The organism is Yersinia enterocolitica (genome assembly GCA_002082245.2).
In the GTDB taxonomy this organism is placed as follows: domain Bacteria; phylum Pseudomonadota; class Gammaproteobacteria; order Enterobacterales; family Enterobacteriaceae; genus Yersinia; species Yersinia enterocolitica_E.
The window spans coordinates 3048623-3062163 of the sequence record NBTC02000002.1 but is presented as its reverse complement, the minus strand read 5'-3'; the positions used below and the strand labels follow the sequence as shown (position 1 = coordinate 3062163).

The following is a 13541-nucleotide window of genomic DNA, read 5'->3' as shown; positions in this document are numbered from 1 at the left end:
TCTACTACGAAAACCCGGAGTGGGCTTACCCCAACACTCAGTGCTGGGGTGATGATGCTGCTGCTGGTATTACTCACAAGTCGTGCCTTTAGCGCAAAAAGTGGGCCGCCGGTAACCCTGGAGTTTCAAGATGCGCCGATAGCGGTAGTGTTGCAGGCACTGGCGGATTATCAGCAACTGAATTTAGTCATTGCCGCCGGGGTTGACGGTAATCTCAGCCTGAGATTGGCGGATGTTCCGTGGGAGCAGGCTTTGGCGATTATTTTGCGTATGGGCCGTCTGAAAGTAGAGCGCGAAGGGTCGGTAATGATGGTTTTTACCGAACAGGAGATACAAGAAAGACAGCAACGGGCGGAACAGAAAGATGCATCTGAGTCCCTAAATAATTTCTCACTGGCCTTGCAGTATGCTGATGCTGAACAAGTTGCCGACAGTTTGACTCTTCCTGAAGGTGGGTTGCTATCGCCACTGGGTAGCGTAGTGGTAGATAAACGTACTAATACATTATTAATTCGCGATACTCCCGCCTCTTTAGCACTATTGAAAAGTTGGCTGGCAGAGATGGATTTGCCTTTACAGCAAGTGCAGTTAGCGGCACACATCGTAACTATGAGTCGGGAAAATTTGCATGAACTTGGTGTGCGTTGGGGTATGGACGAAGCAACGCAGCCCCGTGCGCTGAGAGTGAATAATTTTAATGTGAATTTGCCACTCCCCAATAGCGCCCTCAGCGCTGGATTCAATGTTGCCCGTATCGGCGGGCGTCTGCTGGAACTGGAATTGAGCGCGCTGGAGCAAGAAAATCAGGTTGATATTATTGCCAGCCCTCGGCTGGTGACATCCCATCAGCAAACTGCCAGTATCAAGCAAGGTTCTGATATTCCTTATACGGTCTCGCGGGGTAAAAAAGGGGTGCCTACTATTGAGTTTAAAGAGGCAGTATTAGGGATGGAAGTGACACCGAAAATACTGCGTAATGGCAAGATTACTCTAAACTTGAAAATCAGCCAAAATATGCCCGGAATGGCAATTAAACGCGGAGATAGTGAAGCTTTATTAATAGATAAGCAGGAAATAAAAACCCAAATAACCGTAAACGATGGGGAAACTATTGTGCTTGGGGGGATTTTCCAGCAAAAAAATAGTCAGGGAATTAATAAAGTGCCCATCCTGGCCGATATCCCTTGGCTGGGCGCGCTGTTCAAACAAGACACCCAACAACAAAGTCGGCGGGAGTTAGTGATTTTCATCACGCCAAGGCTAATCAGTGCTTGAGCCTTATGGGGGGGTGTTTTATGAAAACAGACCAATCTTGGTGACTTTCTGCAACTTTTTGTGTGATAGGAGGCTTCTAAATTTGACGCTGCCTCCGATTTAGCTTACAAGGGTTACCGAATTGAGCTCCGAGGTTTTAATAACGTTGATACGCCGATAAAAACGTATGGTTTCCCTCCCACGACGTGTACAACGATTTATTCGGTTGCCAAACTACCAGAAGTGCTGAGATAATTTTCCGTCTGATCTCGCACTATCGCTCATGAGGTTTCAGTTTAGGTCCCGCCGCTGATTTGATTGGCGGGGCGGGTTATCATTAACGAATAGTCTTAGTAATACCAAAAACATGGCAGAGAAACGCAATATCTTTCTGGTTGGGCCTATGGGTGCCGGCAAAAGCACTATTGGTCGTCAGTTAGCTCAGCAACTCAATATGGAGTTTTTCGACTCTGATCAAGAAATTGAGCGACGTACCGGAGCTGACGTGGGCTGGGTATTCGACGTGGAAGGCGAAGAAGGTTTCCGCGATCGTGAAGAAAAAGTTATTAATGAACTGACGGAAAAACAAGGCATTGTTCTGGCAACCGGTGGTGGCTCTGTTAAATCCAGAGAAACCCGTAACCGTTTGTCAGCCCGTGGCGTTGTGGTTTATTTAGAAACTACAATCGAGAAGCAGTTGGCCCGTACACAGCGCGACAAAAAACGTCCGTTGTTGCAGGTTGATGCGCCTCCACGTGAAGTGTTAGAAGCACTGGCAAAAGAACGTAATCCGTTGTACGAAGAAATTGCAGATGTCACCATCCGCACTGACGATCAAAGCGCGAAAGTTGTTGCTAACCAGATTATCAACATGCTGGAAAGTAACTGATTTTAGCATTTTACTAATGCCTCCGGGCGTAAGTTAAGAAGGTTACTGAGCGCGACATGGAGAAGATTACTGTCACGTTAGGGGAACGTAGTTACCCCATTACGATTGCTGCCGGATTGTTCAATGATTCGGCCTCTTTTGCGCCACTAAAGGCGGGTGACCAGGTAATGCTGGTAACTAACCAAACGCTGGCTCCACTCTATCTGGATTCGCTCCGGGCAGTGTTGGAACAAAGTGGCATTAAAGTTGATCAGGTGATTTTACCTGACGGTGAGCAGTACAAATCTCTGAGTGTTCTGGAGCAGGTATTTTCTGCCCTTCTGGAAAAACCGCATGGTCGTGATACTACACTTGTTGCCTTAGGTGGCGGTGTAGTAGGCGACCTGACCGGTTTTGCTGCGGCTTGCTATCAGCGCGGCGTTCGCTTTATTCAAGTTCCTACTACCTTACTGTCTCAGGTGGATTCCTCTGTCGGTGGCAAAACCGCAGTAAATCATCCACTGGGCAAGAACATGATTGGTGCGTTCTATCAACCAGCATCGGTAGTGGTTGACCTTAATTGCCTTAACACTCTCCCTTCGCGTGAGCTTGCCTCCGGGCTGGCTGAAGTTATCAAATATGGCATCATTCTTGATGCGGCTTTCTTTGATTGGTTAGAAGATAATATCGATGCATTACTCGCACTGGATATGTCAGCGTTAGCTTACTGCATCCGCCGTTGCTGCGAATTAAAAGCCGATGTTGTTGCTGCCGATGAACGTGAAGAGAGCGGTATGCGCGCATTACTCAATTTGGGCCATACTTATGGTCATGCTATTGAGGCTGAAATGGGCTATGGCGTCTGGTTACACGGCGAAGCCGTTGCTGCGGGAATGATGATGGCAGCACACACCTCCCGTCGATTAGGTCAGTTCTCAGCCAGTGATGTTGAGCGTATCAAACAACTACTGTTACGAGCCGGTCTGCCGGTCTGCGGGCCGCAGGAAATGACACCAGAGTCTTATCTGCCGCATATGATGCGGGATAAAAAAGTACTGGCAGGCGAGCTTCGTCTGGTACTGCCAACGGCTATTGGTAAATCAGAAATCCGTAGCGGTATTGCACATGACACGGTGTTGGCATCGATAGCTGATTGCCAGTTATAAAAATGGCATAAGTCCGATATTTATATGTTCGATACCCATAGTTATTGGAGTAGCTTGTAGGCAACAAGGGAAAGGCAAATTGGTTGTAAACCATTTTGAACAACACTTGTGCTGGCCCGCAGGGTAATCCCTGGTGAGGCTCATAATTCTGCTGAGCTGACGCAAGTTAGCGATTTGGAAGAGAGGGTGGCTAGTACCTTTGCGGCTTCAAGTACGAAGGGTATGCGCATAAGTTCTAAGATGTTGTACTATAAGAACATCATATTCCTTTGCTACGGGCGATTTAGCCTGTTTGCAGTCAGTAAAATCAATCAGCCAGATCGCAGTGATCAATGCGGTGGGCTTTTGCCTCTAGTTGGAGGGTTTAGATGGATGATTTAAAGCCGGAAGACGATCTGAAACCAGATAGCAGTGACCGTCGTCCTACACGTGCCCGTAAGTCCTCGGCCGGACCTAAGCTTGCTGTTTCACGCCAACACATCATGATTGGTATCGGCATTTTAGTGCTTTTGTTGATCATTATCGCCATCGGTTCAGCCCTGAAAGCCCCGACTGAGCATGAAGCATCCCAGCAAAACCCGAATGTTGATGCAGCGAGAAATATTAATCTGTCTGATTCATCTTCACTCACTAGCGGCAATAACACTCAGCCCGGTGTAGCAAACAATGCCAGCGACGGTCATGATGCCAATGGCGTGAAGAACTCGGCTCAGCCACAGGATATTAGTGCTCCGCCAATTTCGCCAACGCCAACTGAAGCTTCAGTGCCGCCTTCGGCGAACAGCCCGACTCAGCGTGTTGAATTGCCAGGCAATATGTCTGATGCACTTTCTCAAACTCAGGGGCAGGTTGATACCTTGTCTCAGAATATGAACGACGGTCAGACATCCACCTTGCCGACGGCACCTGCAACGGTTTCTGGTTCAAAAGGGGCTAAAGCACCGGCACCGGCTACGGGTGAAACCATTACCCACCCGTCGCAGAAACAAGCTACGACAGCAGCTAAGCTGCCAACCAGCAACCATAAAAAACCGACCACCGTGGTTTCTCCAGCGGCATCTGCGGTGACCAAATCAGGTTCCGTTGGCAGCAGTAGTACCTTAAAGAATGCACCAGGTAACCATTTCACGTTACAACTGAGCAGCGCATCACGCTCAGACACATTGAATGTCTATGCTAAACAGCAAAAATTAACTGACTATCATGTCTATGAAACTAAACGTGATGGTAAACCTTGGTATATTTTAGTAAGTGGTAACTACCCCTCTTCTGCTGATGCAAAAAGGGCCATCACGACGCTACCAGCCGATGTTCAGGCGAAAAAACCGTGGGTTAAACCTGTACAACAAGTGCAGCAAGACCTTAAAAAATAAATCATTCTTATTTGTGCGCTGATGTGCTGTTTGAAACAGAGTACAATCTGCGGCTCTGAATTATTAAGTAGCTAACTGACGGCATGAAGAAAAACCGCGCTTTTTTAAAATGGGCTGGTGGGAAATATCCGCTGGTTGATGACATACGACGCCATCTTCCAGCGGGAGACTGCTTGATAGAGCCATTCGTCGGTGCGGGTTCGGTGTTTCTTAACACTGAGTATGAGTCTTACATACTGGCCGATATCAACAGCGATCTTATCAACCTCTACAATATCGTGAAGGAACGCACTGATGATTTTGTGCGTGACGCCCGTGTTTTGTTTACGGGCGACTTCAATAAATCCGAGCAGTTTTACCTACTGCGTCAAGAGTTTAACGCCAGTACTGATGCTTATCGCCGCGCATTATTATTTCTCTATCTGAATCGCCATTGTTATAACGGCCTGTGTCGTTATAATTTGAGCGGTGAATTCAATGTGCCTTTTGGTCGTTATAAAAAACCTTATTTCCCTGAGGTAGAGCTTTATTGGTTTGCTGAAAAATCGCAAAATGCGGTATTCGTTTGTGAGCATTATCAGGAAACTCTCTTAAAAGCAGTGCATGGGGCGGTAGTTTATTGCGATCCTCCGTATGCGCCATTGTCAGCGACGGCGAATTTTACGGCATATCACACCAATAACTTTGGCATTGTGGATCAACAGAATCTGGCTCGTCTGGCTTATCAACTTTCGGCCGAAAGCAAGATTCCAGTTCTGATTTCTAACCACGATACAGAGCTGACGCGCAATTGGTATCATCAGGCGTCACTGCATGTGGTGAAAGCGCGCCGTACTATCAGCCGTAATATTCTTGGTCGTAGTAAAGTGAACGAGCTTTTGGCGCTGTATAGCTGAGCGGGAATGCCGCTCGGTAAAGATTCAAACCCAATGGTTTATGAAATAGAACCCCTGACGTAGATGCGCCATCTGTCAGGAAGATGTTTTATAGAACAAAGAGATACGTTTGGAGACGCGGATGAAAAAGTTTTTAATTGCCCCATCTATTCTGTCAGCCGATTTTGCCCGTTTGGGTGAAGATACCGCCAAGGTGCTCGCGGCCGGGGCTGATGTTGTGCATTTTGATGTGATGGACAATCATTACGTTCCTAATCTGACCATCGGGCCGATGGTGTGTCAGGCCCTGCGTGACTATGGTATTACCGCGCCGATTGATGTGCATCTGATGGTAAAACCGGTTGACCGTATCGTCCCGGATTTTGCCAAAGCGGGTGCCACGTATATTTCATTCCATCCCGAAGCCTCTGAACACGTCGACCGTACCTTACAACTGATCAAAGAGAATGGCTGCAAGGCGGGCTTGGTGTTTAACCCTGCTACGCCGCTGAGTTATCTTGATTATGTAATGGATAAGCTGGATGTCATCTTGTTGATGTCAGTTAACCCCGGTTTCGGCGGCCAGTCATTTATTCCTGAAACACTGAATAAGTTACGTCAGGTACGTAAATTGATTGATGCCAGTGGCTATGACATTCGCCTGGAAGTGGATGGCGGGGTGAAAGTCGACAATATTCGCCAGATTGCGGCGGCTGGTGCTGATATGTTTGTAGCGGGTTCAGCTATTTTCAGCCAACCGGATTATGCTGCGGTGATTGATGCTATGCGCAGTGAGCTGGCGATGTCTGCTCATGACTAAATTCGATACTATCCGTGGTGTGGCGTTCGATCTGGACGGTACATTGGTTGATAGCGCACCAGGCCTTGCCAGTGCTATTGATATGGCGTTGCAGCATCAAGGCTTACCGGTTGCCGGTAACGCACTGGTATCCACCTGGATTGGCAATGGTGCTGATATTTTGGTCGAGCGTGCGTTACGCTGGGCAGGTCATGAGCCGGATGCTCAGTCAGTCACACATACCCGTGAGCTGTTTGATCACTATTATGCCAAAACGGTTGAACAGGGGAGCCAGCTATTCCCGCAAGTGAAAGCTACGCTGGCTCAACTGGCAGCCCATGGTTTGCCGATGGGGCTGATTACCAATAAGCCGACGCCGTTTGTTGCTCCTTTGCTGGCATCACTGGGTATCGCAGATTATTTCTCAGTAATTATTGGTGGCGACGATGTGGTAGTGAAAAAACCGCATCCGGCCCCGCTCTATTTACTGTTAGCTAAACTTGGCCTTCGCGCCAGCGAAATGCTGTTTGTCGGCGATTCGCGTAATGACATTATGGCTGCGCAGGCCGCGGGTTGCCCTTGTATTGGGCTGACCTATGGATATAACTACGGCGAAGCTATTGCCACCAGTCACCCCGATTGCGTGCTGGAGCATTTTGCCGATCTGTTGCCCGCCATCGGGCTGTCGTCTTTAAAAGATCAGGATGTATAAAATGAGTAAACCCACTGAATTAACCACTGTATCCAGTAAACCAATCAAGCCTATCGTATTTAGCGGCGCGCAACCGTCCGGCGAATTGACCATTGGCAATTACATGGGTGCGCTGCGTCAGTGGGTACAGATGCAGGATGATTATGAGTGCATTTATTGCATCGTTGATCTGCATGCCATTACTGCCCGTCAAGATCCGGCGCAGTTACGCAAAAGAACCTTAGATACGTTGGCGCTGTATCTGGCTTGCGGTATCGATCCGAAAAAGAGTACGATTTTCGTTCAGTCCCATGTGCCTGAACACTCTCAGCTAAGCTGGGCGCTGAACTGCTATACCTATTTTGGTGAATTGAGCCGAATGACTCAGTTCAAAGATAAGTCAGCCCGCTATGCTGAAAACATTAATGCCGGTTTGTTTGATTATCCTGTATTGATGGCGGCGGATATTTTGCTCTATCAAACTAATCAGGTGCCAGTCGGTGAAGACCAGAAGCAACATCTGGAGCTGAGCCGCGATATCGCTGGTCGATTCAATGCGTTGTATGGTGATATTTTCAAAATCCCTGAGCCGTTTATTCCGAAAGCCGGTGCGCGGGTAATGTCTTTGCTAGACCCGACCAAAAAGATGTCTAAATCTGATGACAATCGCAATAACGTCATTGAACTGCTGGAAGATCCGAAATCGGTGGTTAAAAAGATTAAGCGCGCGGTGACGGACTCAGACGAGCCAGCAGTTATCCGTTATGACGTAGAAAAGAAAGCCGGTGTTTCTAACTTGCTGGATATCTTGTCAGGTGTGACGGGTCAGTCAGTTCCTGAGCTGGAAGCACAGTTTGAAGGCCAGATGTATGGTCATTTGAAAGGTGCCGTGGCGGATGCTGTCTCGGGCATGCTGACAGAGCTACAGGCGCGTTATCACACTTATCGTGAAGACGAGGCTTTCTTGCAGGAAGTGATGCGTGAAGGGGCTGCCAAGGCGCGTGCTCGCGCGCAACAGACATTAGCTAAAGTGTACGACGCTATCGGTTTTGTCGCCCATCCGTAAGACTCAATAATATGAAGGGGGTTTGCCCCCTTCATCAGCAAGGTTTCCTAACCCACCTTTTCTACCTGTTCCGCTGTTTTGCTGTGATCAGTACTGGAGAACCAATTCAGTTTTTCACGTAAACGGACCACGCTACCGACGATGATCAGGCTAGGGCTGTTGACCTGCTGGGACAGTAATCCCAATTGGCTCAGTTCGCCGCTGACTACACGTTGATGCCGCGAGGTGCCATTTTCCACCAATGCCACAGACGTGGTAGCCGGCATCCCATGTTGAATCAGTTGCTGCTGAATTTCTCCCGCCTGGGATAACCCCATATAAAACACCAGCGTTTGTTTCTCTGCCGCCAGATTGGCCCAATCTAATTGAGCGTCTTTTTTGGCATGACCGGTAATCAAACGCACACTTTGCGCATGATCACGGTGAGTCAGGGGTATCCCGCTGTAGGCGGAGCAGCCGGAAGCTGCGGTAATTCCCGGCACTACCGAGAACGGAATCCCCGCTTCTGCCAGTGTTTCCAACTCTTCGCCGCCACGGCCAAAAATAAACGGGTCACCACCTTTCAAGCGTACCACTCGTTTACCCTGCTGTGCCTGTTGCAATAGGAGCTGATTGATACTTTCTTGCGGAACGCAATGGTAGCCGGACTCTTTTCCGACAAAAATCCGCTCGGCATCGCGCCGTACCAGATTCATCACCTCATCAGACACCAACCGGTCATACACCACCACGTCTGCTTGTTGGATCTGCTGTAACCCTTTTAACGTCAGCAAACCGGCATCTCCCGGCCCGGCACCCACCAGAACCACCTCACCGCGATCACTCAGCGGCGCATTGAACAGATGCTCAATATGTTGTTCGATTTGTCGCTGATCGTCGTTAGCCAATGATTGCGCCAGGCGGTCGTGAGTAAGCAGTTTTTCCCAAAAGCGGCGGCGATCGGCCATCGCGGTAAAATGTTGCTTCACCCGCTGGCGCAAATTGCCCGCCAATTGTGCCAATTGGCCCAAATGCTGTGGCAACATTGCCTCGAGTTTTTCGCGCAGCAAGCGCGCCAATACAGGGGCTTTACCGCCGGAAGATATCGCTATCATAATCGGCGAGCGATCAATGATGGACGGCATGATAAAGCTGGTGCGTTTCGGGTCATCCACCACATTGCAGAACACCCGCTGTAGATTGGCGCTCTGATAGACCAAGGCGTTGACTGCCACCTGATCAGTTGCTGCAATCACCAGCCACTTCTCTGCCAACAAATCCGGTACAAATTCGCCGCAGACTAATGTGAGCAGCCCCTGTTCCGCCCAGTGGTGAAACTGTGGCGTAAACTCACAGGCATTGACGGTAATTACCGCACCCGCATCCAGCAGCAAGCGAGCCTTGCGTTCGGCAACTTCACCACCGCCGACCAACAGGCAGGCTTTATGTTGCAGTTGGCAGAAAATCGGGAAGTAGTCCATCGGCAATCCTTCAGTCTAGGGGCGGAAGTGGCTATTGATAAGTTCAGTGATTGAAGGGGCGACCATACCCCGTGGCGCTTCGATGGTTTACACCGAATGGCTCCAACGGCACGTTTCCCCTTAATCAACATTCTCAGTACGTTACTGTTTCACAGCTTGCGGCGCGTTAACTGCCGCAGGTTGCGGGCGGTTTTCCCGTGGTGTGGCATACCAGTAGCCAAGGCCCATAAAGACTGCGCCTGACAAGGTATTACCCAGGGTTACCCACAACAGGTTGTGACCGATGCCACTTAAGGTGTAGGCCTCGCTATGATTACCAAACCAAGACAGGGCAAACAGTGTCATGTTGGCGACAGAGTGCTCGTAGCCTGAGGCAATAAAGGCCAGTAAACACCACCAGATAGCGATAAATTTGGCGGCACCCTCCACACGGATTGCCATCCAGATCGCCAGACAAACCAGCCAGTTACATAATACACCTTTGAAGAATAAGGTCATAGCGGGCGCAGAGGTTTTTGCTAATGCCGCGGTGTGTACCAAGCTGGTATCCACCGACAGCAGGTTACCGCCACCGTAGTAATAGAGCAGAGCCACAAAAACGGAACCCAGTAGATTTCCCAGCCAGGTTTGTGGCAATACTGCCCACATCTGGCTGGATTTGATGGTGCCGGCCTTCACACCGAAAGTCAGGAACATGGTGTGACCGGTGAACAACTCGGAACCCGCAATAATGACCAACGTCAGCGCCAGGCCGAAGGTGGCTCCCATTACCAGTGGGCGGTAAGCAGGATCGATTAGGTTACCCAGTGTGAAAATCAGAATAATGCCAAGGCCGACGTAGGCACCGGCCATTGCTGAGCCAATCCAGAAACCCAACGGGCTTTCTTTTGATAACTTGACGATGCGAGCCGCGTTGGCGGCGCATTTGTTGATCGTATCTGTATACATACTCATACCTGTGATCGAGAGTTATTTTATGGTTATCTGGTACTGACCGGATAACTGTTATTTATCACGCTTTGACTTGCACCATGCCGTCGCGAACTCGCACGTCATAATGGGCAACTGAGCGACTTTCATCTTCCAGACAGAAACCATCATGCAGGCGGAAGTGTTGCTTTTTCAGCGGACTGGCCACCCATAGATCACCTTGATGTTCCGCGATTAATCCGCGTGATAACACACTGGCCTGTGCGAAGGGATCTATATTGCTAATGGCAAAGAGTTGTTCGTCAGCATAAGGGCGGAAAACCGCGACATGCTGCTCACCGATCAAGCCGCATACGCCGCTACCGGGTAAAATATCGTTTAATGGACAAAGTGGAATCCACTGGCTCATACGTTATCCTCCAATTCCAACACCCGGACTGGGATACGCTCATCTGGGCGCGCTGGGCGATGTTGTTCACGTTCAGGTACCACTTGTACATTCGGGTCGCGTAGCGGGCTGTTAATGAAGTGGGCAAAACGAACCTGTGCTGCTGGGTTCTCAACCGTCACTTTCCATTCACAGGTCACTTTGTCGCGTAGGCGGGCAATATCGGCTTCCAACTGGTCGTTAATAGCTAACTTGTCGTCGAGGATCACGGCGCGCAGATAATTAATGCCGCCTTCCAGACTTTCCAGCCAGACGGAGGTGCGTTGCAGCTTATCGGCGGTGCGGATGTAGAACATCATAAAGCGGTCGAGGTAGCGCATCAGGGTCTCTTCATCCAGATCCGCTGCCAGCAGGTCAGCATGACGTGGCTTCATACCGCCGTTACCACAGACATACAGGTTCCAACCATTTTCGGTGGCGATAATTCCGACATCTTTACCCTGAGCTTCCGAACATTCACGGGTACAGCCGGATACGCCAAACTTCATTTTATGCGGTGTGCGAATGCCTTTGTAACGATGCTCCAGCGCCACACCAAAGCCGACGCTGTCGCCGACACCAAAGCGGCACCAGGTACTGCCAACGCAGGTTTTTGCCATACGTAGGGCTTTGGCATAGGCGTGTCCGGTTTCAAAACCGGCTTCAATGAGTTGCGCCCAGATAGCGGGCAGGTCATCTTTTTGCGCGCCAAACATCCCCACCCGCTGAGAGCCGGTCAGTTTGGTATACAAATTATAGTGTTTGGCGATACGGCCAATGGCTAACAGGCCATCCGGTGTGATTTCCCCGCCCGGTGAGCGAGGGATAACCGAATAGGTACCATCTTTCTGAATATTACCGAGGAAGTTATCGTTGGTATCCTGCAACGGCGTGTGTTGCGGCTCTAAGATATACTCATTCCAGCACGATGCCAGCAGTGACCCTACGGTTGGCTTACATACTTCACAACCGTAACCTTTACCGTATTTCTCCAGCAAGGCATCGAAGGACTTAATCCCTTCAACCCGAATCAGGTGATATAACTCTTGGCGCGAATAGGCAAAGTGTTCACACAAATGATGGTTAACTTCAATGCCTTGCTTACTCAGTTCGGCATTCAGTACCTGGGTGACCAGCGGAATGCAACCGCCACAACCGGTACCGGCTTTAGTGGCGGATTTCAGTGCGGCAACGGTGTGGCAACCCTGGCCGATAGCCTGAATGATGTCGCCTTTAGTCACATCAAAACAGGAACAGATTTGCGCGCTGTCCGGTAGCGAGTCCACGCCCATTGCCGGTTTGCTACCCGCATGGGCCGGCAGAATCAGGCTGTCCGGGTTTTCTGGTAATTCGATGTTGTTCAGTGCCAGTTGCAGCAAGTTGCCATAATCGGTGGTATCACCCACCAGCACTGCCCCTAACAGGGTTTTGTTATCTGCGCTAACCACCAGACGTTTATAAATTTCTTTACTTTCATCCAGATAAACGTAGCTACGAGCACCCTCAGTGCGGCCATGAGCATCACCAATCCCACCGACATCCACGCCCAGTAGTTTCAGTTTGGCACTCATGTCGGCACCGTGGAAGGCGTTTTCGCGGCCAAGTAGATGGTCTGCGGTGACCTGCGCCATTTTATAGCCCGGCGCGACTAAGCCAAAGGTGCGCTCTTGCCATGAGGCACATTCGCCAATGGCGTACACATCAGGGTCGGAGGTTTGGCAATAATCATTGATAGCAATACCGCCACGGCGCGCGGTGGCTAAGCCGCATTGGTGTGCCAGTTTGTCTTGTGGGCGGATACCGGTGGAGAAGACGATAAAATCTACTTCTAACTGGCTACCATCGGCAAACAGCATGGTTTTGCGGCTGTTTTGGCCTGAATGAATAATTTCTTGGGTATTTTTACCTGTATGGACTCTGACCCCCATGCGTTCAATCTTCTGGCGTAGTTGGTCACCCCCCATCGGATCAAGCTGTTCGGCCATTAATACCGGTGCAAACTCAATGACATGGGTTTCAACGCCAAGGCTTTTCAGGGCACCAGCGGCTTCCAACCCTAACAGCCCGCCGCCGATAACCGCGCCACGTTTGCTACGGCGAGTACAAGACTCAATCGCATTCAGATCTTCAATGGTGCGATAGACAAAGCAATCTTGCCCTTCACTGCCTTTAATCGGCGGGATCCACGGGTAAGAACCGGTTGCCATAATCAGCTTGTCGTAATACAGCGTACGGCCACTGTTGGAATGGATCACTTTCTCGGTGCGATTAATAGTGATGGCACGTTCGCCAACCAGCACTTTTACACCGTGCTTTTCATAAAAGCCTTCACGAACCAGTGATAACTCTTCCGCAGTGTGGTGGGAGAAGTAAGAAGAAAGATGTACCCGGTCATAAGCGATGCGCGGTTCTTCGCAAAATACGGTTATCTCAAATTGGTCTTTATCTGCTTTATCTAATAAGTCTTCGATAAAGCGGTGGCCGACCATACCGTTGCCGATGATGGCAAGTTTGACTTTGCTCATTTTTGCCTCAATTTTTAATTTTCTACGCTTACAGTAATCCTCCCTACACCGCACTTCTTGATGTAAATCAATTTGCTTTCCATATACCTCTAAGGTGGTAGATGGAT

At 49.6% G+C, this 13541-nt stretch carries 13 protein-coding genes; 9 read left to right on the top strand and 4 right to left on the bottom strand.

Features of this window, described 5'->3' with window-relative positions:
- The first annotated feature begins 54 nt into the window (after nt 1-54).
- The 9 genes from hofQ to trpS all read left to right on the top strand — a co-directional run bounded on the left by hofQ (nt 55) and on the right by trpS (nt 8092).
- Complete coding sequence (gene hofQ / locus A6J66_015610) at nt 55-1275, top strand: DNA transporter HofQ (GenBank protein PNM27035.1); 1221 nt, start codon at nt 55-57, stop codon at nt 1273-1275.
- Between the two features lie 346 nt (nt 1276-1621).
- Nucleotides 1622-2143, top strand: coding sequence for a shikimate kinase (locus A6J66_015605; protein ID PNM25478.1), 522 nt, complete (start codon nt 1622-1624; stop codon nt 2141-2143).
- A gap of 56 nt (nt 2144-2199) precedes the next feature.
- Nucleotides 2200-3288 (top strand): 3-dehydroquinate synthase, encoded by a 1089-nt coding sequence (locus A6J66_015600; GenBank protein ID PNM25477.1) that lies wholly within the window; start codon nt 2200-2202, stop codon nt 3286-3288.
- A 108-nt stretch (nt 3289-3396) separates the two neighbouring features.
- On the top strand, nt 3397-3669 hold the full coding sequence (locus A6J66_015595; protein ID PNM25476.1) for a hypothetical protein: 273 nt from the start codon (nt 3397-3399) through the stop codon (nt 3667-3669).
- Nucleotides 3657-4661, top strand: a complete 1005-nt coding sequence (locus tag A6J66_015590) for an SPOR domain-containing protein (protein PNM25475.1) — start codon at nt 3657-3659, stop codon at nt 4659-4661. The genes A6J66_015595 and A6J66_015590 overlap by 13 nt, the downstream gene beginning before the upstream one ends.
- Nucleotides 4662-4744: 83 nt before the next feature.
- Nucleotides 4745-5557, top strand: a complete 813-nt coding sequence (locus tag A6J66_015585) for an adenine-specific DNA-methyltransferase (protein PNM25474.1) — start codon at nt 4745-4747, stop codon at nt 5555-5557.
- A 121-nt stretch (nt 5558-5678) separates the two neighbouring features.
- Nucleotides 5679-6356 carry a ribulose-phosphate 3-epimerase gene (locus A6J66_015580; protein PNM25473.1) on the top strand — a complete coding sequence of 226 codons (678 nt, stop codon included), beginning with the start codon at nt 5679-5681 and terminating at the stop codon, nt 6354-6356.
- Entirely contained in the window at nt 6349-7047 is a 699-nt protein-coding gene (locus tag A6J66_015575) for a phosphoglycolate phosphatase (GenBank protein ID PNM25472.1), read from the top strand. Before A6J66_015580 ends, A6J66_015575 begins: the two co-directional genes overlap by 8 nt.
- 1 nt (nt 7048) lies before the next feature.
- Complete coding sequence (gene trpS / locus A6J66_015570) at nt 7049-8092, top strand: tryptophan--tRNA ligase (GenBank protein ID PNM25471.1); 1044 nt, start codon at nt 7049-7051, stop codon at nt 8090-8092.
- A 47-nt stretch (nt 8093-8139) separates the two neighbouring features.
- On the opposite strand, the gene cobA is transcribed toward trpS, so the two are convergent.
- The 4 genes from cobA to A6J66_015550 form a co-directional block, all read right to left on the bottom strand.
- Nucleotides 8140-9552: a uroporphyrinogen-III C-methyltransferase gene (cobA, locus tag A6J66_015565; GenBank protein PNM25470.1), complete on the bottom strand. Its 1413-nt coding sequence runs from the start codon at nt 9550-9552 to the stop codon at nt 8140-8142.
- A gap of 141 nt (nt 9553-9693) precedes the next feature.
- Nucleotides 9694-10500, bottom strand: a complete 807-nt coding sequence (locus A6J66_015560; GenBank protein ID PNM25469.1) for a nitrite transporter NirC — start codon at nt 10498-10500, stop codon at nt 9694-9696.
- Between the two features lie 64 nt (nt 10501-10564).
- Nucleotides 10565-10891 (bottom strand): nitrite reductase small subunit NirD, encoded by a 327-nt coding sequence (gene nirD / locus A6J66_015555; protein PNM25468.1) that lies wholly within the window; start codon nt 10889-10891, stop codon nt 10565-10567.
- Nucleotides 10888-13434: a nitrite reductase large subunit gene (locus A6J66_015550; protein ID PNM25467.1), complete on the bottom strand. Its 2547-nt coding sequence runs from the start codon at nt 13432-13434 to the stop codon at nt 10888-10890. Before A6J66_015550 ends, nirD begins: the two co-directional genes overlap by 4 nt.
- Nucleotides 13435-13541 lie beyond the last annotated feature (107 nt).